The organism is Microbacterium phycohabitans (genome assembly GCF_032464935.1).
GTDB classification, from domain to species: Bacteria; Actinomycetota; Actinomycetes; order Actinomycetales; family Microbacteriaceae; genus Microbacterium; species Microbacterium phycohabitans.
Genome location: NZ_JAWDIT010000004.1, coordinates 234,566 through 256,982, shown reverse-complemented (window position 1 = coordinate 256,982; position 22,417 = coordinate 234,566). Strand labels below are relative to the sequence as shown.

The following is a 22,417-nucleotide window of genomic DNA, read 5'->3' as shown; positions in this document are numbered from 1 at the left end:
CTCGACGAAAGCGAGTGCTAACTCATTCTGGCACTCGCCCCTGGGGAGTGCAAGCCGCGGCACTGTCGCGAGACGACGAACGCCGTGGCATCCCCGAGAGGGATGCCACGGCGTTGAAGCCAGCGGATCAGGCCAGGCGCACGGACTCCGCCTGCGGGCCCTTCTGACCGGTGCCGACGGTGAATTCGACCGCCTGACCTTCCTCGAGGACGCGGAAACCCGACATCTCGATGCTCGAGTAGTGGACGAACACGTCCTGCCCATCGGACACGGTGATGAACCCGTAGCCCTTCTCGGCGTTGAACCATTTGACGGTGCCCTGCGTCATGCGAATCTCCTGTTGCTGGATGACTCGGTCATCGTAAGCACGCCGGACGCCGCCGAACCGGCCCCTCCGGCCATTGTTGACGCGCGTGCCCCCAACTTGTTACGCCGCGGAAACACGCGGCGTACCCGGGGTCACGGGGCCGTGGCGGAAGGGGTCGCGCCGGAGGCGCGGTCGAGTCCGATCACCACGACGAGGCGCTTGACGGCGCTCTCGTCGTCGGGGGTGTTCGGGTCGTCGGTGGGCTGCAGGAAATCGCTCTGCGCGACCTCGGCACCGCCGATGGTCTGCGCGAGGCCCTGCGCCGCCGCCGCGTCGGCGTCGCGGAGGTAGTAGACGGTGGTCTGCGCGAAGTCGGTGGTGTCGGAGTCGCCCGTCTCGACCGTGTCGCCGGACCAGCCGGCCGCCACGATCTGATCGCGCACCGATGCAGCGAGGCCGTCCTGGCCGGTGCCGTTGAGCACCACGACGGAGTACGAGGTGTCGACGACGGCGGGCGTGGTCGGTTCGGCCGAGACCGTCGGAGCGGGCACGTCGTCGGCTCCGAAGCTGATGCGGCCCGACGCCACGAGGGAGCCGAAGATGCCCACGATGATGAGCACGAGCGTGGCTATGGCCGCCCAGAGGAAGACGATCCATCCGCGCAGGCGCGGTCTCTCGGCCCGGTGCGCTCCGACGCGGCCGGTGGAGTCCGGCAGGTCGTCGAAGCGATCCCGAGGGAAGGTCGATCTGGCCATTGGACGATGCTATCGGTCGACGCCGGGGCGCCCCGTCAGCGGGCGGCCGTCCGGCCCAGCCGCGCGCGCTGCTGGGCGGCCCCGTCGTCGCGTCGCCGCCGCAGACGGCGCACGAGCATGGGATCGTGCGCGAGGGCCTCAGGAGTGTCGATCAATCGTCCGAGCAGTTGGTAGTAGCGGGCAGGCGTAAGACCGAACTCGGCCCGGATCGCCTCCTCCTTCGCACCCGCGTGGCGCCGCCATTCACCCTCGAAGGCGAGGAAGGCGAGATCGCGGTCCGAAAGAGGCACGCGGCCACGCTACTGCGCTGCCGCCGTCCGCCCCGGATGCCACGCCACCCACGCGCCGAGCGGATCCACCTCGGCCAGCACCTCGCCGTCGAGGGCGAGGGCGAAACCGCCTCGCTCCCGACGCGGCACGCTCGTCCACCCGTCGTGGAGCGCGGGGGCATCCAGTGTCACCCAGCGGCCCGCGGCCCGGGCGGCGTCGATGATCGCGCCGCGTCGCGCGCGCGGCACGTGCGCCAGCACCCCCGGCGTCGTGACCACGAGCGTGGCGCCCGTCGGCGCGTCGGCGGCGAGCGCGGGCAGGGCCTCGGCACCGTCGCCCGACACGAGTCGCGGCGGGTCCGCGGCGGCGATGTCGAGAGCGGAGGCGATGCGCTCGCGGCGCCCCTCCTCCCCCGGCCACACCAGACCCTCGAGCCACCCCCTGTCGTCCTCGTCGCGGGCGTCTAGGGGGTGGAGGTCGATTCCCGCGCGCCAGACGATCTCGGGCATCCGCAGCGCGGGGTCACCGGTGAGGTCGCTGTGCAGTTCGACGGCGGAGGGACCGTCCGCGGGATCGAGGGCGACGAGCTCGTCTCCCCGGTGGTACCGGTACGAATACCGGTCGGGGTACAGGCACAGCCCGGCGCTCGCGCCGACCTCGAGCAGCGCGATCGGTCCCTCGATGCGAGCGAGTGCCGGCAGCAGCGCCGCGCACCGCAACGGCTCGTTCGTCTGCACGCTGCGCGCCGCGCACTGCGCGGCGACCTGTTCGGCGTTGGCGACCACCCATCGCGCCCACGCGTCGACGTCGCTCATCGGCGCCCCCAGCACGCGCATCACGGCGAAGACCAGCGGGGGTTGACGACGGGTGTCGGGGATCGGTGCGAGGGCCGCCGCGACCGCGGGATCGTCCACCACCCGACGCGCCCACGCTTCGTAGACCGCGGATCTGCCGGGCGCCTCGTCGCGGGCGAACCGCCCGTAGCGTTCGACGACGGCATGCACGGCATCCTGATCCACCGTCGAATCATCGCAGCACGACCTGACCGGCGCCCGGCACGAGACAATGGAGGCAGACGAAGGAGAGAACACATGACCTACGCCGTCGACAAGTCCGACGACCAGTGGCGCGCCGAACTCAGCCCCGAGCAGTACGCCGTCCTGCGCCAGGCGGGCACCGAACGCGCCTGGACCGGTGAGCTGCTCGACGAGAGCCGCGCCGGCCTGTACACCTGCGCCGCGTGCGGCAACGAGCTGTTCCGCAGCGGCACGAAGTTCGACTCGCACTGCGGGTGGCCGAGCTTCTACGAGTCGGTGCGGCCGGAGGCGGTCGAGCTTCTCGACGACAACAGCCACGGCATGCAGCGCACCGAGGTGCGATGCGCGAACTGCGGCTCGCACCTGGGCCACGTCTTCCCCGACGGCTTCGGCACCCCCACGGGCGACCGCTACTGCATGAACTCGCTGTCGCTGAACTTCACCCCCGCCGACTCCCCCGCCGACGAGGCATGAGCGCCCTCGAGGCGATGCGCGACCGCCGGTCGTGGTCGAAGGTCACCGACCTCGCCCCCACCGGCCCCGAGCTCGAGGCCTTCGTCGCCGCGGCCGGTCGCGTCGCCGACCACAAGAGCCTCAAGCCGTGGCGACTCATCGAGATCCGCGGCGCCGATCGCGATCTCCTCGCGCGCGCGCTGAACAAGGCGGACGGCAAGAAGGGGTACTCCTCCAAGCCGCGTCGCGCGCCGCTCATCATCGCGGTGGTGGCCGATCTCGGCTCGAAGAAGATCCCCGCGTGGGAGCAGGAGGCCGTGGCATCCGGTGTCGCCCACATGCTGAGCCTCGTGCTCGACGAGGCCGGATTCGGGGTGTTCTGGCGCACCGACGACAACACCCGCCACAGGGTGCTCGCCAAGGCGCACGGGCTGGCGAAGCACGAGGTGCTGCTGGGCTGGCTCTACGTCGGCGGCAAGCCGAAGATGTCGCGGCCCGTGCGACGCAAGACGGTGGATGCCGCGAAGCACCTCTCCCGCATGCCGGGAGGCAAGAAGAAGCGCAAGGTCGACGAAGCGCGCCTCTGACGCGCACGATCGAACGGCCCCGACGCCGCCGGCTCCGGTCGGCGGCGTCGTCGCGTTCTCGGCGGGTGATCTCGCCGCCCCACGGCCGGGGCGGGCGAAACCGACCGGCCGCGGCCGGGCAGGGCCGAACGGCGGGCCCATGGCATCCGTCCCGTACGGGACTCAGCGACTCCGGCGCCTCCACGGGACGGCGGCCACGGCGACCCCGGCGATCGCGACCGCTGCGGCGAGCAGCGCCACCGCCGTCGCGGGGGCGGCGGGAGCGGGCCACAGCGCGTCGAGCAGCACCGAGGTGGTGAGCAGGCCGACCACCGACCCGAGCCCCAGCAGCAGCACGCCCGTGCGGCGCACGACCACCGCCGACAGGAAGATGTAGATCACGCCCACCGCTCCGCCGATGTAGAGCCACGGTTCCGTCGGCACGACGCGGGGAGCGCCCACGACACCGACGTGCACCGACGCCGCCACGAGCAGCACCACGGTGCCGCCGATGAAGTTCACCAGCGTCGCGGTCAGCGGGCTCTCCACGCGCACGCGCAGTCGCCCGTTCGTCCCCTGCTGCCAGGCGGCGCCCGCGCCGGCGATCGCCGGTACGACGAGCATCCAGAGGGGGACGCCGCCGAGCGCGTCCCCCGACAGGCACACCACGACCCCGGCGATGGCCAGCAGCGCGCCGACGACGCGTCGGACCGTCACCGGCACGACACCCGCCGGCCCGAACCCGACACGATCCAGCACCAACCCGCCGGTGGTCTGCCCGGCGACGAAGCCGACCGTGAACAGGGCGACCCCGATCGTCGCCACCGTGAGCCCCTGGCTCGCGACGGTGAACGCTCCGGCGAGACCGCCGAGCAGCATCCACGCGGGGATCGTGCGCGACCGGATGCCGGATACGAGGCGTCCGAACCCGCTGCGCCCCTGCGGCAGCACGGCCGAGAGCACGATGAGGATGAGCAATCCCGAACCGAAGGAGATCGCGGCGGCGACGAACCCGTCGCCGATCTCGGCTCCGAGGGTGCCGTTGATACGGGCCTGGAGAGCCGTGAGGGCGCCGATGAGCACCGCTCCGGCGCCGGCGATGCCGACGGTTCCGCGCTCCGACACCGCTCTCCCCTCGCTCCCCCGCTCGGGGGCCACCCTCGATCGTACGGCGAGGCGCCGGGAGGGCCGGTGCGCCACCAGGGTCGGTCCGCTCTCGGATCGTTGTCGACGAGAGGCCCCGGCATGCGTCAGGCTTTCCCTCGTGACACAGCTCCAGCGCACCTCCCACGACGTCTCCGCGATCCTCGCCGATCTCACCGCCGACAACGTCGACCGCGAATTCCTGGCGAACGCCGAGGTGCACCTCCCTCGTCTGCACGACCTGTTCACCCAGCTCTACGGCGAGCGGGTCGACGGCTTCGAGCGTCTGGCATCCGTGGTCGATCTGGCACGGCGCTCCTGGGCGGCGCGCCCCGCCGACCTCAAGGCCCTGGACCGCGCGCGCGAGAGCGACCCCGAGTGGTTCGAGAGCGAGCGCATGGTCGGGGGCGTCTGCTACGTCGACCGCTATGCGGGCGGGCTCAGCGGCATCCGGGACTCCATTCCGTACTTCCGCGAGCTCGGCCTCACCTATCTGCACCTCATGCCGCTGTTCGAGAGCCCCGAGGGCAACAGCGACGGCGGTTACGCGGTGTCCAGCTACCGTCGCGTGAACCCCGAGCTGGGGACGATGGCCGAACTGGCCGAGCTCGCCGCGGAGCTGCGCCGGGCCGGGATCTCGCTCGTGGTCGACTTCATCTTCAATCACACCAGCAACGAGCACCGCTGGGCGCAGAAGGCCATCGCCGGCGAGCGCGGGTACGAGGACTTCTACCTCATCTTCCCCGACCGCGAGATGCCCGACGCCTACGAGCAGACGACGCGCGAGATCTTCCCCGACGACCACCCGGGCTCGTTCGTGCAGCTCGAAGACGGGCGCTGGATCTGGGCGACGTTCTATCACTTCCAGTGGGACCTCAACTACGCCAACCCCGCCGTCTTCGAGGCGATGGCCGGCGAGATGCTGTTCCTGGCGAACCAGGGCGTGGAGATCCTCCGGATGGATGCCGTGGCCTTCATCTGGAAGCGACTGGGCACCACGTGCGAGTCGCTGCCCGAGGCGCATCTGCTGCTGCAGGCGTTCAACGCGGTGCTGCGGATGGCCGCCCCGGGACTGCTGTTCAAGTCGGAAGCGATCGTGCACCCCGACGAGGTCGTCTCCTACATCTCCCCCGAGGAATGCCAGCTCTCCTACAACCCGCTGCAGATGGCCCTCACGTGGGAGGCGCTGGCCACCCGCGACGGACGCCTGCTGCAGCAGGCCCTCGAGCGTCGACACGCCCTGCCCGAGGGGACGGCGTGGGTCAACTACGTCCGCAGCCACGACGACATCGGCTGGACCTTCGCCGATGAGGACGCCGCCGAGCTCGGCATCGACGGCTACCCGCACCGCCGGTTCCTGAACGACTTCTACGTGGGTCAGGCCCCCGGCACGTTCGCGCGCGGCGTGCCGTTCCAGGAGAACCCGCGCACGGGCGACGCCCGCGTCACCGGCACCACGGCTTCCCTCGCCGGGATCGAGGCCGGCGACGCCGGCGGCGAGGACCGCGTCATCCTCGCCCACGCGCTCGCCCTGTCGACCGGCGGCATCCCGCTGCTCTACCTCGGAGACGAGGTGGCCCAGCTCAACGATTACGGCTATTCCGACCGCCCCGAGGAAGCGGGCGACAGTCGGTGGGTGCACCGCCCGTTCCGTCCCGCGCAGAACTACGCGGACCGGGCGGATGCCGCCACCCCGGCCGGACGCGTGTTCGCCCGTCTCTCGCGCCTGCTCGACGTGCGCCGCTCCACCCCGGAGTTCGCGGGCAACGAGCTCATCGCCTTCGACGCGCACGTTCCGTCGGTCGTCGCTTTCCTCCGCCCCGGCGACACCGGCTTCGCCGTCCTCGTCGTCGCCAACGTCGCCGACTCGGCCGTCGAGATCGACGGACTGACCCTGTCGGGCCTGGCGCCCGAGGCGCTGGACCTCGTCTCCTCGGCGCCGGTCTGGCTGGGGGCGGGGCTGACCCTCGGTGCGCACGGGACGCGGTGGCTGCGCGTTCAGCCGCGCTGACGAGCCCCGCCATGAGCTCCGACGCCGCCCCGCCCGGCAATCACGTGCGCCACGTCCTGGCGCTGCTCGCCGGGCTGGCGGCGATGGCGAGCGTCGTGTGGGCACCGGCCGGTCTCGTGGGCGACCTGATCATGCTCGTCGTCGGCGTCGCGGCCCTCCTGTTCGCCTGGGAGACCGGCACGCGGCCCGGCCCCCTGCGGCCGATCGCGATCGCCGGCGCCCTGCTCGCGGGGCTCGTCACGATCGCCGCGGCCGGCGTCTTCCTCGTCGCGCTCGCGAACGCCCTCTCGTGAACCAGCGGAGGCGGTAGCACGGTTGCCCCCGGGAGCCCAGCCCCCGACGCCGGGCGGGCGGCCACCTAGCGTCGAGCCATGAACCACCAGGAACTGTCCGCCCTCACCGTCTCGCGAGCCCAGGAGAACGTCGACGCCGGAGGCAAGCCCTTCGCCTGTCTCATCGTCAAGGACGGGGAGATCGTCGTCGAGGCGGTCAATCACGTCGCGCAGGACGGCGATCCCACCGCCCACGCCGAGATCCGCGCCATCCGCGCCGCGGCCGAGAAGGGCATCGGCGACCTGTCCGGCTACGACATGTACGTCACGGCCTATCCGTGCCCGATGTGCCTGGGCGCCGTCTACTACGCCCAGCCCGACCGCCTCTTCTTCGCCGTCACGCGCGAGGAGGAGGGCGAGCACTACGAAGACGGCAACCGGCTCATATCGCTGGCGACGTTCTACGACGAGTACGCGAAGGCTCCGGAGCACCGGTCGCTGCCCGCCGAGCAGGTCCGGGTGGATGACGCGACGGCGCCGTTCCGGGAGTGGACCGCGCGTCGCGGGTCCTGAGCGCCGGACGCCCGGGTCGTTCCGTGGGTGAGGTGCCGGCTACAGGACTTGAACCTGCAACCCCCGTATTACAAGTACGGTGCGCTACCAATTGCGCCAAGCCGGCGGGAGGCGATCATCGCCTCGGCGATCGAGTCTATGACCTCGACGCGCTCACTCCGCGTGTCGGCCGCTGTGTCGATCCCACTCGAGCGACTTGAACTGCAGGAACGAGCAGAGGTTGCCGGCGATCACCAGCTCGGCGGCGAGGCTCGCCATGTCGTGGGGGCTGAGCGTGAGGTCGTCGGGACGCGCGGTGAGCGTCGCCTCCCACAGAGGGTCGTCGTAGCCGCGCGGCTGCATGTAGACCGACGCCGTGGTGTTGCGCATGGTCATCACGACCAGACCGGTGTCCTGCCCGTCGGCGTCTTCCTGGTCGACGACCTTGATCGTGCCGGTCATGGCATGACCCTGCGAGAGGAACTCCTCGACCCACGCTCGCAGCTGATCACGGGACCGCCGCGGCGGGGAGTCCTCGAGCTCGTCTTCCATTTCACCAGAATCTCATAAGTCGCTGCGTCGCAGCGGCGCGATCAACCCGCGGGGGTCGTCGACGGGGTGGGGGTGGGAGTCGCCGTGGAGTAGTAGGCGTTGCTGTCGACCGTGAGCACGAACTGGGCGAATTCCTTCGCGTCATCCATGTTGCCGACGTACTCCGTGCCGTTGACGAGGACCGTCGGGGTCGCGGTGAGCGCGTGACCATCGGTGCCGGGCAGACCCTTGATGGCGCGGTCGGTCGCGGCCTTCGCCCACGAGGTGTACGTCTCGTCCTCGATGCAGCCGCGCACGGTCGCCACGTCGCTGACACCGGCACCCTGGGCCATGTCGGCGAGCTGCTGGTCGCTGTACCCGTCGGAATCCACCGCGGGCTGGTTCGTGAGCAGCTCGTGGTTGAAGGCGAAGAAGCGGTCGGAGGCGTGGGTCGCGACGCACGCGGCCGCACCCGCCGCACGCAGGCTGTACTTCGTGCCGTTGGACTTCGACGTCAGCATCGCGACCGGGTAGTACGTGAGCGTCGCCGCGCCGTCGTCGACCCACTTCGACAACTGCGTCGCGTTGGCCGCCTGGAACTCGTGCGCCTCGGTCGACATGTAGTCGACGTACACGCGGATGTCGACGGGAGCGGCGGTCGCGGTGGGCTCCGGCGTCGCAGCGGCCGTGGGCGCGGCATCCGCCGACATCGTGGCGGCGCTGCCGTCGACCGTCTGGTCGGCGAGGGGGTCGGCGACACCGGATGCCGAGGTCACGACGAAACCGTCGTCGGTCGCGGCGTCGGGGAGTGCCTGCGAGCGAGCCTCGCGCGAGTTCAGCGCGGCCGAGACGCCGACCGCTCCCACGGCGATCACCGCGACGGCCCCGACGGCCAGCAACGAGCGGCGCGCGATGCGCCAGCGCGTCTGCTTGGCTTTCACCTGCTGCGCCTTCTCACGCACCGCCTCGCGACGGTCGCGTTCGGCGGGAACGTTCGGGGACTGGTCGTGGGACATGAAACCTTCCGGGCATAAACGTCTGCCGCATGAAATCGGGGGGAACGCGCGGGTGGGGCGAACGATCAACGATGCTAACCAGGCTGGCTGAGAAATGACCAGACACGTGCGATACTGACCCTGCGTCCACTGTCGGGCGCACGGGGTCGCCCCCGTTCATTCCATTCACTACGGATCGTCCGGCACGTACCTGCCGGTGAAGGAGAAGAAAACATGGCGTCCGTCACCTTCGACAACGCAACCCGTCTGTACCCGGGCGGAACCCGCCCCGCGGTCGACAAGCTCAACCTCGACGTCGCGGACGGTGAGTTCCTCGTCCTCGTCGGTCCCTCGGGCTGCGGAAAGTCCACCTCGCTGCGCATGCTCGCCGGCCTCGAAGAGGTCAACTCGGGCCGCATCCTCATCGGCGACCGCGACGTCACCGACGTGCCCCCGAAGGACCGCGACATCGCGATGGTCTTCCAGAACTACGCGCTGTATCCGCACATGACCGTCGCCGAGAACATGGGCTTCGCGCTCAAGATCGCCGGTGTCGGCAAGGAGGAGCGCGCCGCTCGCGTCCTCGAGGCCGCCAAGCTCCTCGACCTCGAGCAGTACCTCACCCGCAAGCCCAAGGCGCTCTCCGGTGGTCAGCGTCAGCGCGTCGCCATGGGCCGCGCGATCGTCCGTCAGCCCCAGGTCTTCCTCATGGACGAGCCGCTGTCGAACCTCGACGCCAAGCTCCGTGTCCAGACGCGTACCCAGATCGCGTCTCTCCAGCGCCGCCTCGGCGTCACCACGGTCTACGTCACGCACGACCAGACCGAGGCCCTCACCATGGGCGACCGCATCGCGGTCCTCAAGGACGGCCTGCTCCAGCAGGTCGGCACCCCGCGCGATCTGTACGAGACCCCGAAGAACGTCTTCGTCGCCGGCTTCATCGGCTCGCCCGCGATGAACCTCTTCACGGCGGACCTCGCCGAGGGTGGCGTCCAGTTCGGCGACATGGTGGTCCCGGTCGAGGCCGACACCATCGGCAAGGCGCACGGCTCCGAGGTCACGATCGGTGTCCGTCCGGAAGACATCCAGGTCGCCCCGGCCGACGGCCGCGGCCTCTCGGTCGTCGTCGACCTCGTCGAGGAGCTCGGCGCCGACGGTTACCTCTACGGTCACACCGACATCAACGGCAAGCGCACCGACCTGGTCGCGCGCGTCGACGGTCGTCGTCACCCCAACGCGGGCGAGACGGTCGTTCTGGCCCCGGTCCCCGGACACGTGCACGTGTTCGACCTCGAGTCGGGCGAGCGCCTGACCGACCGGGCCATCGCCTCGGCCTGACCCACGCACCGACGCGGCGCGTCCCCGGAACCCCGACCTCGTCGGGCCGGGGGCGCGCCGCACCGTTTTCACCGGAGGTTCCCGTGTCCGAATCGCTCAGCATCACCGCCAGCACCGTCGATCCGGGCCTCCTGCAGCTGCCCTGGTCCACCGGCCTCGCCGACTGGCCCAGCAGCCACATCGTCGCCCTGCCCAAGGGCATCTCGCGTCACCTCGTGCGCTTCGCGAACCTCTCCGGTCGCGTCGTGGCCATCAAGGAGACGACCGAGGAGATGGCTCGACGCGAGTACGACATGCTCGGCAACCTCGACCGTCTCGACGCTCCCTGCGTCGACCGCGTCGCGGTGATCGCGGGGCGCACCGACGCCTCGGGACGCCCGCTGCCCGCGGCCCTGGTCACCGCGCACCTGAAGTTCTCGCTCCCCTACCGCGCCCTGTTCACGCAGGTGCTGCGACCGCACACCGCGACGCGCCTCGTCGATGCTCTGGCCGTCCTCCTCGTGCGGCTGCACAACGTCGGGTTCTACTGGGGCGACGTGTCGCTGTCGAACACCCTCTTCCGTCGCGACGCGGGCGAGTTCGCCGCCTACCTCGTCGATGCCGAGACCGGTGAGCTGCACGGCAACCGCCTGAGCCCGGGCCAGCGCGCACACGACCTCGACATCGCCCGCACCAACATCGCCGGCGAGATCATGGACCTCGAGGCCGGCGGGCGTCTCGAGGGCGGTGTGGATGCCATCGCCATCGCCGACGGCCTCGTCGCCTCGTACCACTCGCTGTGGGGAGCCCTCACCGACAAGGAGACGTTCGCTGTCGACGAGTCGTGGCGCATCACCGAGCGCGTGCACCGCCTGAACGCCCTGGGCTTCGACATTGGCGAGATGTCGATCCGCACCGCGAGCGACGGGACGCAGGTCTCGATCCAGCCGAAGGTCGTGGATGCCGGGCATCACCAGCGCCGTCTGCTGCGGCTGACCGGGCTCGACGTCGAGGAGAATCAGGCCCGCCGCCTGCTCAACGACCTCGACGAGTTCCGCGCTCGGGTGTCGCGCCTCGGCGCCGACGAGGAGATGGTCGCGCACGAATGGCTCACGCGCGTGTTCGAGCCGATCGTCATGGCGATCCCGTGGGACCTGCGCGCCAAGCTCGAGCCCGCCGAGGTGTTCCACCAGGTGCTGGAGCACCGCTGGTACATGTCGCAGGCGCGCGGCCGGTCCGTGCCCCTGGCCGAGGTCGTCAGCTCGTACATCGACGACGTTCTGCGCCACCGCCGCGACGAGGCGACCGTCATGGGTCCGCCGACCGACACGATGTCGCTCCCGACGGTCTCCGACGCCGACGCTCCCGCCACGGGAGAGGTCCCGACGACCGACACCGACGCGGTGAACTGGCGCGACCTGGTCTGAGCCGCCCGCGCGTCGCCGACGGTGCGGCCATCCTCCACCCGCGAGGTCGCACCGTGGGTCCGAGACCCCGCGTTCCGCCACCGCCGCGAGGTGTCACCTCGCGGCGATCGTGCGCCCTTGCGCAGAGCGGCGACGCGCGGCCGCACGGCGAAGGCCGCGGCATCCGGGATCAGATCCGGGATGCCGCGGCCTCGGTGTCGCGACGGCTCAGTAGCCGACCGTGAAGCGCTCTCGCGTGTGCTTCGGGGTCTCGATCTCGTCGAGCACGGCCACGGCGAAGTCGGCCCCGCCGATGAACGAGTCGCCCTTGTCGTCGACGACGAGCACGTCGCCGCCGTCGCGGTAGGTGCCGGTGCGCTCCCCCGGCGCCCAGGAGCCGAAGCCGCCGGCCGGGTGCACGTAGAACCAGTCCCGGCCGGTGTCGTCGGCCTGGAGGTCCTCGAGGATGCCGATGGCCTCGCGCGCCTCGGGCTTGTACTCCTCGGCGAAACCGTCGGTGTCGATCAGGCGCGGCCCGCCCTCGGCGACGAGCGATCCGCCCGCCCCGCCCACGACGCCGATGCGCACGTTCTCCGGCAGGGCCGCGACGAGCTCCGCCACGGCGGGGCGCAGCTTGCCCTCCATGTCGCCGCGGGGGGCGACGGCCGAGACGACCACGTCGACGCCCTCGAGCTGGGCGACCAGGCCCGGAACGTCCAGGACGGTGCCCTCGAGGTAGGTCGCCCCCTCGACGCGCTCGGTGGGCACCGTGCGCGCGATCGAGACGACCGTGTGGCCGCGACGGACGGCCTCGGTCACGATGTGGCTGCCGGCGTAGCCGGTGCCTCCGATGACGGCGATGCGGGGCATGAGCGTTCCTCTCGGGGAGTCAGACAGTGCCGCGCAGCGTCGACACCTGGTACAGGGCGACGGATGCGGCGATACCGGCGTTCAGCGATTCGGTGGCGGCGGAGATGGGGATGGAGACGACCTGGTCGCACGTCTCGGTGACCAGGCGCGACAGACCCTTGCCCTCGGATCCGACGACGATCACGACGGGACGGTCGGCGAGCTCGAGGGCGGGGAGCGACACGTCGCCGTCGCCGTCGAGTCCCAGCACGAACACGCCCTGCTTCTTGAACTCCTTGAGCGTGGCCGTGAGGTTCGCGGCGAGAGCGACCGGGATGCGCGCGGCGGCACCGGCACTGGTCTTCCACGCGGCGGAGTTGACGCTCGCCGAACGACGCTGCGGGATGATCAGGCCCTGACCGCCGAAGGCACCCGTGGAGCGGATGATGGCACCGAGGTTGCGCGGGTCGGTCACGCCGTCGAGGGCCACGAGCAGCGGCACCTCACCGCGGTCGATGATCTTCTCGAGCAGATCCTGCGGGTGGGCGTACGCGTACGGCGGCACCTTCAGCGCGACGCCCTGGTGGACGCCGTCGAACCCGGCCATGCGGTCGAGCTCGGGCCGCGTCACCTCGAGGACGGGGATGCCGCGGTTCGTCGCGATCGAGAGCATCTCCTTCACGCGGTCGTCCATCTCGACGCGCTGCGCGATGTACATCGCCGTGGCCGGGATCTTCGCGCGCAGGGCCTCGAGCACGGAGTTGCGGCCGGTGACCGTCTCGGTGTCGTCGGCGGCCTTGGGGCTCTTGCGGTTGGGGTTGCCGACCGCGCGCACACCGGGCCGGCCCTTGCCACCGGCGGCCGCGTAGCGTTCCTCGGCGGCCTTGCGCTTGCCGGCGGGGTGCCAGGCGCGGTCTTCGGCCTTGGGGGTGGGACCACGCCCCTCGAGCGCCTTGCGGGAGTGCCCGCCGGTGCCCTTGAGGGGGCCCTTCTTCTTGCCGGGGTTGCGTGCTCCCGGGCGTCCTGGCTTAGGCATCGATACTCCAATTGGTTCCGGCCGGAGTGTCCTCCAGCGTGATTCCGGCGGCGGCGACGGCATCGCGGATGCGGTCGGCGGCAGCCCAGTCCTTGTCGGCGCGAGCGCGGGCGCGCTGCGCGATCATCTCCCGCACGAGGGCGTCCAGTGCGGCGTCCGCAGCACCGGTGGCGACGGCGGGCTCGGCGGCATCCAATCCCAGGATGCCGAGCATCGCCGCGACCGAGCGATGAGCGGCGACCGCGGCGGCGGTGTCTCCCGCGTCGATCGCGGCGTTGCCGGCGCGCACCGTCTCGTGCAGCGTCGCGAGCGCCTGGGGCACCCCGAGGTCGTCGTCCATGGCGGCGGCGAACTCCGCGGGGACCTCGCCCGGCACGATCACGAGCGGATCGGCGTCGGCTGCGCGCAGGACACGCTGGCGGAACGTCGAGATGCGCTCGAGCGCGCTGGCGGCTTCGGCGAACGCCCGGTCCGACACGTCGAGGCTCGAGCGGTAGTGGGCGGCCGCGAGGGCGTATCGCACGACGCGTGGGTCGTGCTCGTCGAGCACGTCGGCGGCCAGGGTGAAGTTGCCCAGCGACTTCGACATCTTCTGCCCGTCCACGGTGACCAGGCCGTTGTGCACCCAGTACCTCGCGAACGCGTCGCCCGCGGCGGTGGATTGCGCGATCTCGTTCTCGTGGTGAGGGAAGCGCAGGTCGAGGCCGCCGCCGTGGATGTCGAATTCGGGGCCCAGGTAGCGCCGCGACATCGCGGAGCACTCGATGTGCCAGCCGGGGCGACCCGCACCCCACGGCGAGGCCCACGTCGCCGACGCCGGCTCCCCCTCTTTCGCGCCCTTCCACAGCGCGAAGTCGTGCGGGTCGCGCTTGCCCCGGGGATCGGCGTCCGCGGCGGGCTCCATGGCATCCAGGCCCTGTCGCGTGAGCTCGCCGTAAGCGGGCCAGGAGCGCACGTCGAAGTACACGTCGCCCTCGGCGGCGTAGGCGTGGCCGCGCTCGATGAGCTCGGCGATGAGCTCCTGCATCTGCGTCACCGACGCGGTGGCGCGCGGCTCGTAGGTGGGCGGAAGGATGCCGACGGCCGCGTACGCCCGCGAGAACTCGAGCTCCATGCGATAGGCCAGCGCCCACCACGGCTCAGTCTCGGTGGCGTTCGCGAGCACCTTGTCGTCGATGTCGGTGACGTTGCGCACGAAGGTCACCCGCCCGAAGCGGTGGTGCAGCCACCGGCGGAGCAGGTCGAAGGCGAGAGCCGCCCGGACGTGACCGATGTGGGGACCGGACTGGACGGTCGGTCCGCAGACGTAGAGGGTGACGTTCGAGGGGTCGAGAGGGACGAACTCGCGCAGAGCCTGCGCTTTCGTGTCATACAGCCGAACGGTCACCCTCCCAGCCTACCGGCCGCCCCTCCGCACGACCCGTGCGTGAAACACGACCCCGCTAGGGTGCCGGGGTGCCTCTGCTGATCCGCCCCGACGACCTCACCTCCGATGCCACGCGCGCACTGGCGGCCGCGCACCTCGCGGGGATGCACGAGAACACCCCCGCCGAGAGCGTGCACGCCCTCGACCTCGACGGTCTCACCGCCGACGGCATCACGGTGTGGTCGGCGTGGGTCGACGACGAGCTCGCCGGGATCGGGGCCTGCAAAGACCTCGGCGACGATCGCGCGGAGCTGAAGTCGATGCGGGTGGTCGAGGCGTTCCTCGGTCAGGGCATCGGTCGCGCCATCCTCCGTCACATCGTCGAGGACGCGCAGGAGCGCGGCATCCGCAGCCTCTGGCTCGAGACCGGCAGCACCGACGACTTCGTCCCCGCGCGCCGGCTGTACGCGAGCGAGGGATTCGAGGAGTGCCCGGCGTTCCCGCCCTACGCTCCCGACCCGCTGTCGACGTTCATGACGCGGCGGCTCTGACCCGCAGGCTCAGGCCGGCAGCACGAGCGCGGTCGCGAATGCGGCTACACCCTCGGTGCGCCCGGTGAATCCGAGCCCGTCGGTGGTGGTGGCGCTGACCGAGACGGGCGCCCCACCGACCGCGGCCGAGAGCGCCTTCTCCGCCTCCGTGCGCCTCAAGGCGAAACGGGGCCGATTCGCCTGCACCTGCACCGAGACGTTGCCCACCCGCCAGCCCGCGGCCGAGAGCAGCCCGACCGTGTGCGAGAGGAAGGCGTCGGCGTGGGCGCCGGCGAACTCGGGGCGGTCGGTCCCGAAATGCGTCCCGATGTCGCCGAGCCCCGCGGCGGCGAGCAGAGCGTCGACGATCGCGTGAGCGACGGCGTCCCCGTCGGAGTGTCCCGAGAGGGCGGCCTCTCCGGGCCACTCGAGGCCCGCGAGCCACAGCGTGCCCTCGCCCCCGAAGGCGTGCACGTCGGTTCCGATGCCCACCTGGGGCCCGCGCGGAGCCCGCGTCGGGGCGGCGACGATCGATGGGCGTTCGGAGACGAGTGCTCGCGCGCGGTCGAGGTCGGACGCCGTCGTGATCTTGAACGCCACCGCGTCTCCCTCCACCGTCACAACCGGGTGACCGGCGGATGCCACGGCCGCGGCGTCGTCGGTGTGGTCGGCCTCCGCGTCACATAAGGCAGCCTCCAAGACGTCCCGACGGAACCCCTGCGGGGTCTGCGCCGCCGCCAGCTCGGAACGGTCCACGGCCGCGATCACGCGACCCTCGGCGTCGATGCGCTTGATCGTGTCGACCACCGGCACGGCCGGGATCACCGCGGCAGCCCCCGCATCGATCGCGCCCACCACGCGGTCGAAAACCGCGGGGGGCGTGAGCGCGCGGGCCGCGTCGTGCACGAGGACGATCTCCACGTCGGCCCACAGCGCCGCGAGTCCCGCGGCCACCGACGCCTGGCGGGTCTCGCCGCCCGTGACGATCGTGACGAGGTCGGCGCGCTCACCGGCGGCATCGCGCGCGTCGGTCAGAGCCTCGCCCTCGAACCCGCGGGGCACGACGACGACGACCTGCGCGGAGGCGGCCGCGAAGACGCCACGGAGAGCGTGGTGGAGGATGCTGCGCTCGTCGAGGCCGACGAAGGCCTTGGGCGCACCACCCTTCAGACGGGTGCCGGAACCGGCGGCGACGACGATGACAGCGAGACGCGGAACCGGAGTGAGAGTCACCCGTTCACGCTAGCGCGGCCGCGCGTTCGCAGCGCCCACGACGACTGTCGGCGCGCACCCCGCAGGACGCGCGCCGATGTCGAAGACGTCAGGACGCGAGGACCTCGTCGAGCACGACGCTCGCACGGTCTTCGTCGGTCTTCTCGGCCAGAGCGAGCTCCGACACGAGGATCTGGCGCGCCTTGGCGAGCATGCGCTTCTCGCCGGCCGACAGGCCGCGATCCTGATCGCGGCGCCACAGGTCGCGAACGACCTCGCTGACCTTGATCACGTCGCCCGAAGCGAGCTTCTCGAGGTTCGCCTTGTAGCGACGCGACCAGTTGGTCGGCTCCTCGGTGAAGGGCGCGCGCAGCACCTCGAAGACACGGTCGAGACCCTCTTTGCCGATGACGTCACGGACGCCGACGAGGTCGACGTTGTCGGCAGGGACCTCGATCACGAGGTCTCCCTGGGTGACGTTGAGCTTCAGGTACTTCTTCGTCTCGCCCTTGATAACGCGTTCTTTGACCTCGATGATCGTGGCCGCGCCATGGTGCGGGTAAACGACGGTCTCGCCAACCTCAAAAAGCATGGAGTTATGTCCTTTCGGCAACATCCAGGATACCACAGGCCCGCATGCGCTAAGGTTCCGCCCACCGTGATGCCACCCCTCGCCCCCGCGTACGCGAGGCGGGAGGCGGGACCGGGGCGCCACCGCGGACCACGTAGGATGATTCCGATGTCGTCTGCCGTTCTTGGAGGATCCGTGAAAACGCGCCTGATCGCGTCCATCGCCGTGGGTGCCGCTGTCGTCCTGGGTACGACGGGGTGCAACCTCATCGCACCGCAGGCGACCACCATCGACTATTCCGCCTCCGACGGCGTGAACGTGCCCGCCGCCGCGGGCCCGCTGCACGTGCGCAACGCCCTCATCGTCGCCGACGAAGAGGGCACGACCGGCAACTTCGTCGCGGCCATCGTCAACGACACCACCGACCCGCTCACGCTGCGCGTCGAGGTCGGCGAGGGCTCCTCGGCCGTCAAGGCGACCGTGAACGTGCCGGCCAACCGCACCGTCAGCCTGGGCGACCTCACCAGCGACACCGAGCCGCTGCGTCTCGACGGCATCGACGCGATGCCCGGCACGACGGTGCCCGTGTACTTCCAGTCCGGCGACGGCGAGGGCTCGCTCATGCAGGTGCCCGTGCTCGACGGGGCTCTCGAGTACCTCTCCCCCCTCGCCCCGACGCCGACTCCGTCGTTCTCGGTGACCCCGATCCCGGTCATGCCGACCGTGACGCCGTCGCCCTCCGCGACCCCCACGTCCTGACACGAACGACGAAGGCGCCGACGATTTCCGTCGGCGCCTTCGTCGTTCGTGGTGAGTCCGACCGGCGTCAGGCCTCGAAGCGGTAACCGAGGCCCCGCACCGTGACGAGCATGCTGGGCTCGCTCGGGTTCTGTTCGATGCGCGAGCGGATGCGCTTGATGTGCACGTCCAACGTCTTGGTGTCGCCGAAGTAGTCGGTCCCCCAGACGCGGTCGATGAGCTGACCGCGCGTGAGCACGCGACCGGCGTTGCGCATGAGCACCTCGAGCAGCTCGAACTCCTTGAGGGGGATGCTGATCTCGCTCCCGTCCACGGCGACCGTGTGCCGGTCGATGTCGAGCACCACACGCCCACCCGAGAGCACCCGGTCGTCGAGATCGGCGTCATCGGGCGTGCGGCGACGCAGCACCGCCCGCATCCGCGCGAGCAGTTCGCGCGTGGAGTACGGCTTCGTGACGTAGTCGTCGGCGCCGAGCTCCAGGCCCACCACGATGTCGACCTCGGAGTCCTTCGCGGTCAGCATGATGATCGGTACCTGCGAGGTCAGACGGAGCTGGCGGCAGACCTCGGTCCCGGGCATCCCGGGGAGCATCAGGTCGAGCAGCAGGATGTCCGCTCCCCGCTCGCGGAAGGCGGTCAGCGCGAGCGCGCCGTCTTCGGCGATCTCGACCTCGTACCCTTCGCGGCGCAGGAGGTAGGCCAGCGGGTCGGCGAGGTCGGGCTCGTCCTCGACGATCAGAACGCGGGTCATGCGGTGTCTCCCTTCACGGGTGGGGCGATCGCTGCGATGGCCTTGCGGCCCTTGCGACGCGGTTTGGAACGGACGCCGTCGAGATCGGGTGTCTCCGACAGCGGAAGGCGGATGGTGAAGGTCGAGCCGCGGGAGGGCCGGGACCACAGACGCACCTCGCCGCCGTGCCGTTGCACCGCGTGCTTCACGATGGACAGGCCGAGCCCCGTTCCCCCGGTGCGCCGCGAGCGGGCCTGGTCGGCGCGGTAGAAGCGCTCGAACACCCGGTGCTGGTCGCTCTCGGGGATGCCGATCCCGCGGTCGGTGACGGCGATCTCCACGACCCCGTCGTCGAGCTTGACCCCGACGCCGACCTTGGACCCCTCCGGGGAGTACGCGATCGCGTTCGCGACGAGGTTGCCGAGCGCCTCGGTGAGGATCTGCGGCTCGCCGCGCACCCACAGCCCCTTCGTGCCGCCGCGGACCACCGTCACCTGGGCGGCGTCGGCCTGCACCGCATACGCCTCGACCGCGGCGGTCACGACCTCGTCGATCGACACATCCCGCACGTCGCGCAGCTCGTCGGCCGCCTGCAGGCGCGACAGGCTCAGGATGCGGTTGACCAGCGCGCTCAACCGGGTCACTTCGGCCTGCAGGCGCGTCGAGAAGTGCCGCACCTGGGCGGGATCGTCGGCAGCGGACTCGATGGCCTCGGCGAGCAGGCTCACCGCCCCGACGGGCGTCTTCAGTTCGTGGCTGGTGTTGGCGACGAAGTCGCGCCGCATCTCTTCGACGCGCTCGCGCTCGGTGATGTCGCGCAGCACCAGCAGCGTCAGTCGTCCCGAGATGGGGGTGGCGCGCACCGCGACCAGCCTCGGCTCGGCCGGGGCAGCGCCCCGGCGCAGGCGCAGGTTCTCGGCGATGCCGGAGCCGGTGTCACGGGCGACGCGGGCGACGCGCTTGAGCTCTTCGCTGGCGATCACCTCGCCCGCGTGGACTCCGAAGACCTCCGCCGCCGGCGAGAGCGCCAGCACGGTCGACGAGGTGTCGCATACGAAGGCGGGGTCGTCCATCGCATCCAGCATGGCCTCCACGCCCTCCGGCACCTCGGTGGAGGTCTGAGCCAGAGTGCGGTTGCGAGCGCGGATGGCTCCGGCGATGAGGCCGACCACCGCGGCCCCGATGAGAAGGCCTGCCAGGAGCGCGAGCAGCGAGAGCTGCGGTTGTTCCATATCCACAGCGTAGAGGGGCGGATGCGACGTCACCCGCCGTTCACCCCCGCCCGGCGTCGGGCAGCAGCTACTATTCACTGTCACAGCACCACTCGTTAACCTTCGCTGGGAAGAATCCCCGAGGGTTGCGGGACACCCATGTGCCGTGCCGCCGACGAGGAAGGTACCCGCGATGCGCGAAGTATTCCACCAGTCCCTCGAGGACGTCCAGAGCCGCCTGGTCGAGATCGCCGACCTCGTGACGGTCGCCATCGACCGCGCCACGCGCGCCTTCGGCACGAGCGACGTCTCCCTCGCCGAAGAGGTCATCGAGGCCGATGCGGTCATCGACGAGAAGGCCGTCGAGCTCGACGAGCTGGCCATCGAGATCCTGGCCCGCCAGCAGCCCGTCGCCCGCGACCTGCGCATCGTGGTCACCGCACTGCGGGTGAGCGCATCGCTCGAGCGCATGGGCGACATGGCCGAGCACATCGCCCAGCTCGCGCGCTCGCGCTTCCCCGAGCGCGCCATCCCCAAGGGCCTGCGCACGACGTTCACCCGCATGGGCGAACTCGACGTCGAGGTCGCGCGCAAGCTCGCCGAGCTGCTCCGCACGCAGGATCTCCGCATCGCCGAGTCGATCCGCGACACCGACGACGACATCGACGAGCTGCACATCAGCGTGTTCGAGAAGGTCCTCGGCGAGTCCTGGAAGGGCGAGGCCACGGCCACGGTCGACGCCACCCTCGCCAGCCGCTACCACGAGCGCTTCGCCGACCACGCGGTGTCGGTCGCCAAGAAGGTCGTCTACCTGGCCACCGGCGACTGGGCCGGCGCCGACGACGAGACCGAGCAGGAGCCCAGCCCGGTCATCTGACCGCGCACACGACGAAGGGGTGGATGCCGTGGCATCCACCCCTTCGTCGTGTCGGCGTCAGTGCTTGTTGCCCTGCGCGGCGACGGCGGCCGCACCGGCGGCAGCGGCCTCGGGGTCGAGGTACTCGCCGGGGCCGAGGGGCTTCATGTCGTCGTCGAGACGGTAGACGAGCGGGATGCCGGTGGGGATGTTCAGCTCGGCGATGTCGGCGTCGCTGATGCCCTCGAGGTGCTTCACGAGGCCGCGCAGCGAGTTGCCGTGCGCGGTCACGAGCACGGTCTTTCCGGCCTGCAGGTCGGGCACGATGTCGGAGTGCCAGTAGGGCAGCATGCGGTCGATGACGATGGCGAGCGACTCGGTGTCGGGCACCTCGCCGTCGATCCCCACGTAGCGCGGGTCGCCGACCTGGCTGTACTGGTCGTCGGCGGGCAGCGGGGGCGGCGGCACGTCGAACGACCGGCGCCAGAGCATGAACTGCTCGTTGCCGAACTCTTCGAGGGTCTGCGCCTTGTCCTTGCCCTGCAGCGCGCCGTAGTGGCGCTCGTTGAGGCGCCACGAGCGCTTCACCGGGATCCACAGGCGGTCGGCCGCGTCGAGGGCGATGTTGGCCGTCTGGATCGCGCGGCTGAGCACCGAGGTGTGCAGCACGTCGGGCAGCACGCCGGACTCGGCCAGCAGCTCGCCGCCGCGCTGGGCCTCGGCCTTGCCCTGGTCGGTGAGTCGCACGTCGACCCAGCCGGTGAACTGGTTGGTCTTGTTCCACTCGCTCTGCCCGTGGCGGAGGAGGATCAGCGTGTGAGGCATGACTCCATGCTATCGACGCGGGACCCGCGCTCCGCGAGTGGTTGCTGGCATCATGTCCGAGTGACACCCTCGCCCGTCGGACGCCCCACGCGCGGCACCACGGGGACCAATCGCCTGCGACGCGTCGACCGTTGGATAGCCCGCCACCCCGTCCTCCGCCGCACCGACGACCCCCTCGTCGTCGACCTCGGGTTCGGGGCCAGCGCGGTGACGCCCCTCGAGCTCCTCGCCCGTCTGAGGCGGCAACGAGCGGATGCCACCGTCCTAGGCCTCGAGATCGACCCCGACCGGGTCGCCCGCTCACGCGAGCAGGCCGCAGGGGTCGCCGGCGTCGCCTTCGCCCGTGGGGGCTTCGAGGTCCCCGTGGCGGGCGGACGCCGCCCCGCCGTGATCCGCGCGATGAACGTGCTGCGGCAGTACGACGAGGCCGACGTCGCCGACGCCTGGGCGCGCATGTGCGACCGCCTGCAGCCCGACGGCATCCTCGTCGAGGGCACGTGCGACGAGATCGGACGCATCGCCACCTGGGCGGAGGTGGGAGCGGATGCCGTCCCTCGCAGCCTCACGGTGTCGCTGAGCCTGAGTCACCTGGAATCCCCCGCCATCGCGGCGGAGCGGCTGCCGAAGGCGCTCATCCACCGCAACGTCGCCGGCGAGCGGGTGCACGAGTTCGTGGCATCCCTGGATCGGGAATGGACGCGCGCGGCGGCGGTGGCTCCCTTCGGCCCGACCCACCGCTGGCGCACGGCGATGGCCGCCCTCGCCGACGCGGGCTGGCCGCTCGTGCGGACGGACAGGTGGCGCCTGGGCGAGGTCGGGGTGGCGTGGGAGGCCGTCGCTCCCGGCTGATCCGTGCA

The 22,417-nt window shown here is 70.9% G+C and carries 26 protein-coding genes and 1 tRNA gene; 11 read left to right on the top strand and 16 right to left on the bottom strand.

The features are described 5' to 3' along the window. Positions 1-127 precede the first annotated feature (127 nt). The 4 genes from RWH44_RS12540 to RWH44_RS12525 all read right to left on the bottom strand — a co-directional run bounded on the left by RWH44_RS12540 (position 128) and on the right by RWH44_RS12525 (position 2,351). A complete protein-coding gene (locus RWH44_RS12540) occupies positions 128-328 on the bottom strand; it encodes a cold-shock protein (RefSeq protein WP_076676782.1) in 201 nt (66 codons plus the stop codon). A gap of 131 nt (positions 329-459) precedes the next feature. After that, positions 460-1,062, bottom strand: a complete 603-nt coding sequence (locus tag RWH44_RS12535; RefSeq protein WP_316004819.1) for a LytR C-terminal domain-containing protein — start codon at positions 1,060-1,062, stop codon at positions 460-462. A 35-nt stretch (positions 1,063-1,097) separates the two neighbouring features. Further along, positions 1,098-1,352 (bottom strand): DUF3263 domain-containing protein, encoded by a 255-nt coding sequence (locus RWH44_RS12530; RefSeq protein ID WP_298873415.1) that lies wholly within the window; start codon positions 1,350-1,352, stop codon positions 1,098-1,100. A 9-nt stretch (positions 1,353-1,361) separates the two neighbouring features. Further along, positions 1,362-2,351, bottom strand: coding sequence for a DUF2332 family protein (locus RWH44_RS12525; RefSeq protein ID WP_316004818.1), 990 nt, complete (start codon positions 2,349-2,351; stop codon positions 1,362-1,364). A 72-nt stretch (positions 2,352-2,423) separates the two neighbouring features. Between RWH44_RS12525 and msrB the strand changes: the two genes are divergently transcribed. Next, the gene (gene msrB / locus RWH44_RS12520) at positions 2,424-2,843 is read left to right on the top strand and encodes a peptide-methionine (R)-S-oxide reductase MsrB (protein WP_298873417.1); all 420 of its coding nucleotides are present in this window, start codon (positions 2,424-2,426) and stop codon (positions 2,841-2,843) included. Next, on the top strand, positions 2,840-3,409 hold the full coding sequence (locus RWH44_RS12515) for a nitroreductase family protein (RefSeq protein ID WP_298873418.1): 570 nt from the start codon (positions 2,840-2,842) through the stop codon (positions 3,407-3,409). Before msrB ends, RWH44_RS12515 begins: the two co-directional genes overlap by 4 nt. 162 nt (positions 3,410-3,571) lie before the next feature. Here the strand turns inward: RWH44_RS12515 and RWH44_RS12510 are convergent, their stop codons facing one another. Then, the gene (locus RWH44_RS12510) at positions 3,572-4,513 is read right to left on the bottom strand and encodes a DMT family transporter (RefSeq protein WP_316004817.1); all 942 of its coding nucleotides are present in this window, start codon (positions 4,511-4,513) and stop codon (positions 3,572-3,574) included. Positions 4,514-4,733: 220 nt separating this feature from the next. Between RWH44_RS12510 and RWH44_RS12505 the strand changes: the two genes are divergently transcribed. From RWH44_RS12505 to RWH44_RS12495, 3 genes are all read left to right on the top strand, one after another. Further along, positions 4,734-6,542, top strand: coding sequence for an amylosucrase (locus RWH44_RS12505; protein ID WP_437127298.1), 1,809 nt, complete (start codon positions 4,734-4,736; stop codon positions 6,540-6,542). An 11-nt stretch (positions 6,543-6,553) separates the two neighbouring features. Continuing rightward, on the top strand, positions 6,554-6,835 hold the full coding sequence (locus RWH44_RS12500; protein WP_316004816.1) for a hypothetical protein: 282 nt from the start codon (positions 6,554-6,556) through the stop codon (positions 6,833-6,835). A gap of 78 nt (positions 6,836-6,913) precedes the next feature. Next, complete coding sequence (locus tag RWH44_RS12495) at positions 6,914-7,387, top strand: nucleoside deaminase (RefSeq protein ID WP_316004815.1); 474 nt, start codon at positions 6,914-6,916, stop codon at positions 7,385-7,387. Between the two features lie 33 nt (positions 7,388-7,420). Here the strand turns inward: RWH44_RS12495 and RWH44_RS12490 are convergent. From RWH44_RS12490 to RWH44_RS12480, 3 genes are all read right to left on the bottom strand, one after another. Beyond that, positions 7,421-7,493, bottom strand: a tRNA-Thr gene (locus tag RWH44_RS12490). Between the two features lie 47 nt (positions 7,494-7,540). Next, positions 7,541-7,918, bottom strand: a complete 378-nt coding sequence (locus RWH44_RS12485) for a hypothetical protein (protein WP_316004814.1) — start codon at positions 7,916-7,918, stop codon at positions 7,541-7,543. A 41-nt stretch (positions 7,919-7,959) separates the two neighbouring features. Continuing rightward, the gene (locus RWH44_RS12480) at positions 7,960-8,913 is read right to left on the bottom strand and encodes a DsbA family protein (RefSeq protein ID WP_316004813.1); all 954 of its coding nucleotides are present in this window, start codon (positions 8,911-8,913) and stop codon (positions 7,960-7,962) included. A gap of 213 nt (positions 8,914-9,126) precedes the next feature. Here RWH44_RS12480 and RWH44_RS12475 point away from each other — a divergent pair, with 213 nt between their 5' ends. Both RWH44_RS12475 and RWH44_RS12470 read left to right on the top strand, forming a co-directional pair. Beyond that, positions 9,127-10,230 carry an ABC transporter ATP-binding protein gene (locus RWH44_RS12475; protein WP_316004812.1) on the top strand — a complete coding sequence of 368 codons (1,104 nt, stop codon included), beginning with the start codon at positions 9,127-9,129 and terminating at the stop codon, positions 10,228-10,230. A gap of 83 nt (positions 10,231-10,313) precedes the next feature. Next, complete coding sequence (locus RWH44_RS12470) at positions 10,314-11,636, top strand: DUF4032 domain-containing protein (RefSeq protein ID WP_298873425.1); 1,323 nt, start codon at positions 10,314-10,316, stop codon at positions 11,634-11,636. Between the two features lie 207 nt (positions 11,637-11,843). Here RWH44_RS12470 and RWH44_RS12465 read toward each other — a convergent pair whose 3' ends face one another. The 3 genes from RWH44_RS12465 to cysS are packed head-to-tail and all read right to left on the bottom strand — an operon-like array spanning position 11,844 to position 14,887. Next, positions 11,844-12,485, bottom strand: a complete 642-nt coding sequence (locus RWH44_RS12465) for an NAD(P)-dependent oxidoreductase (protein WP_298873426.1) — start codon at positions 12,483-12,485, stop codon at positions 11,844-11,846. Between the two features lie 19 nt (positions 12,486-12,504). After that, positions 12,505-13,500: a 23S rRNA (guanosine(2251)-2'-O)-methyltransferase RlmB gene (gene rlmB / locus RWH44_RS12460; RefSeq protein ID WP_298873427.1), complete on the bottom strand. Its 996-nt coding sequence runs from the start codon at positions 13,498-13,500 to the stop codon at positions 12,505-12,507. Continuing rightward, complete coding sequence (gene cysS, locus RWH44_RS12455) at positions 13,493-14,887, bottom strand: cysteine--tRNA ligase (RefSeq protein ID WP_316004811.1); 1,395 nt, start codon at positions 14,885-14,887, stop codon at positions 13,493-13,495. Before cysS ends, rlmB begins: the two co-directional genes overlap by 8 nt. Positions 14,888-14,955: 68 nt before the next feature. On the opposite strand from cysS, the gene RWH44_RS12450 reads away from it, so the two are divergent. Further along, positions 14,956-15,417 carry a GNAT family N-acetyltransferase gene (locus RWH44_RS12450; RefSeq protein ID WP_298873429.1) on the top strand — a complete coding sequence of 154 codons (462 nt, stop codon included), beginning with the start codon at positions 14,956-14,958 and terminating at the stop codon, positions 15,415-15,417. Between the two features lie 9 nt (positions 15,418-15,426). On the opposite strand, the gene ispD is transcribed toward RWH44_RS12450, so the two are convergent. Both ispD and RWH44_RS12440 read right to left on the bottom strand, forming a co-directional pair. Beyond that, positions 15,427-16,629, bottom strand: a complete 1,203-nt coding sequence (gene ispD, locus RWH44_RS12445; protein WP_316004810.1) for a 2-C-methyl-D-erythritol 4-phosphate cytidylyltransferase — start codon at positions 16,627-16,629, stop codon at positions 15,427-15,429. Between the two features lie 88 nt (positions 16,630-16,717). After that, complete coding sequence (locus RWH44_RS12440) at positions 16,718-17,200, bottom strand: CarD family transcriptional regulator (RefSeq protein ID WP_056229249.1); 483 nt, start codon at positions 17,198-17,200, stop codon at positions 16,718-16,720. Between the two features lie 174 nt (positions 17,201-17,374). Here RWH44_RS12440 and RWH44_RS12435 point away from each other — a divergent pair, with 174 nt between their 5' ends. Next, positions 17,375-17,938, top strand: a complete 564-nt coding sequence (locus RWH44_RS12435; protein WP_316004809.1) for a DNA modification methylase — start codon at positions 17,375-17,377, stop codon at positions 17,936-17,938. 67 nt (positions 17,939-18,005) lie between these two features. On the opposite strand, the gene RWH44_RS12430 is transcribed toward RWH44_RS12435, so the two are convergent. Next, positions 18,006-18,689, bottom strand: a complete 684-nt coding sequence (locus RWH44_RS12430; RefSeq protein ID WP_298873432.1) for a response regulator — start codon at positions 18,687-18,689, stop codon at positions 18,006-18,008. Continuing rightward, positions 18,686-19,900, bottom strand: coding sequence for a sensor histidine kinase (locus RWH44_RS12425; RefSeq protein WP_316004808.1), 1,215 nt, complete (start codon positions 19,898-19,900; stop codon positions 18,686-18,688). Before RWH44_RS12425 ends, RWH44_RS12430 begins: the two co-directional genes overlap by 4 nt. Positions 19,901-20,072: 172 nt before the next feature. On the opposite strand from RWH44_RS12425, the gene phoU reads away from it, so the two are divergent. Next, complete coding sequence (phoU, locus tag RWH44_RS12420) at positions 20,073-20,756, top strand: phosphate signaling complex protein PhoU (RefSeq protein ID WP_298873438.1); 684 nt, start codon at positions 20,073-20,075, stop codon at positions 20,754-20,756. A gap of 57 nt (positions 20,757-20,813) precedes the next feature. Here the strand turns inward: phoU and RWH44_RS12415 are convergent, their stop codons facing one another. After that, complete coding sequence (locus tag RWH44_RS12415; RefSeq protein ID WP_298873440.1) at positions 20,814-21,560, bottom strand: phosphoglyceromutase; 747 nt, start codon at positions 21,558-21,560, stop codon at positions 20,814-20,816. 60 nt (positions 21,561-21,620) lie between these two features. Between RWH44_RS12415 and RWH44_RS12410 the strand changes: the two genes are divergently transcribed. Further along, the gene (locus tag RWH44_RS12410; RefSeq protein WP_316004807.1) at positions 21,621-22,409 is read left to right on the top strand and encodes a class I SAM-dependent methyltransferase; all 789 of its coding nucleotides are present in this window, start codon (positions 21,621-21,623) and stop codon (positions 22,407-22,409) included. Positions 22,410-22,417: the final 8 nt, after the last annotated feature.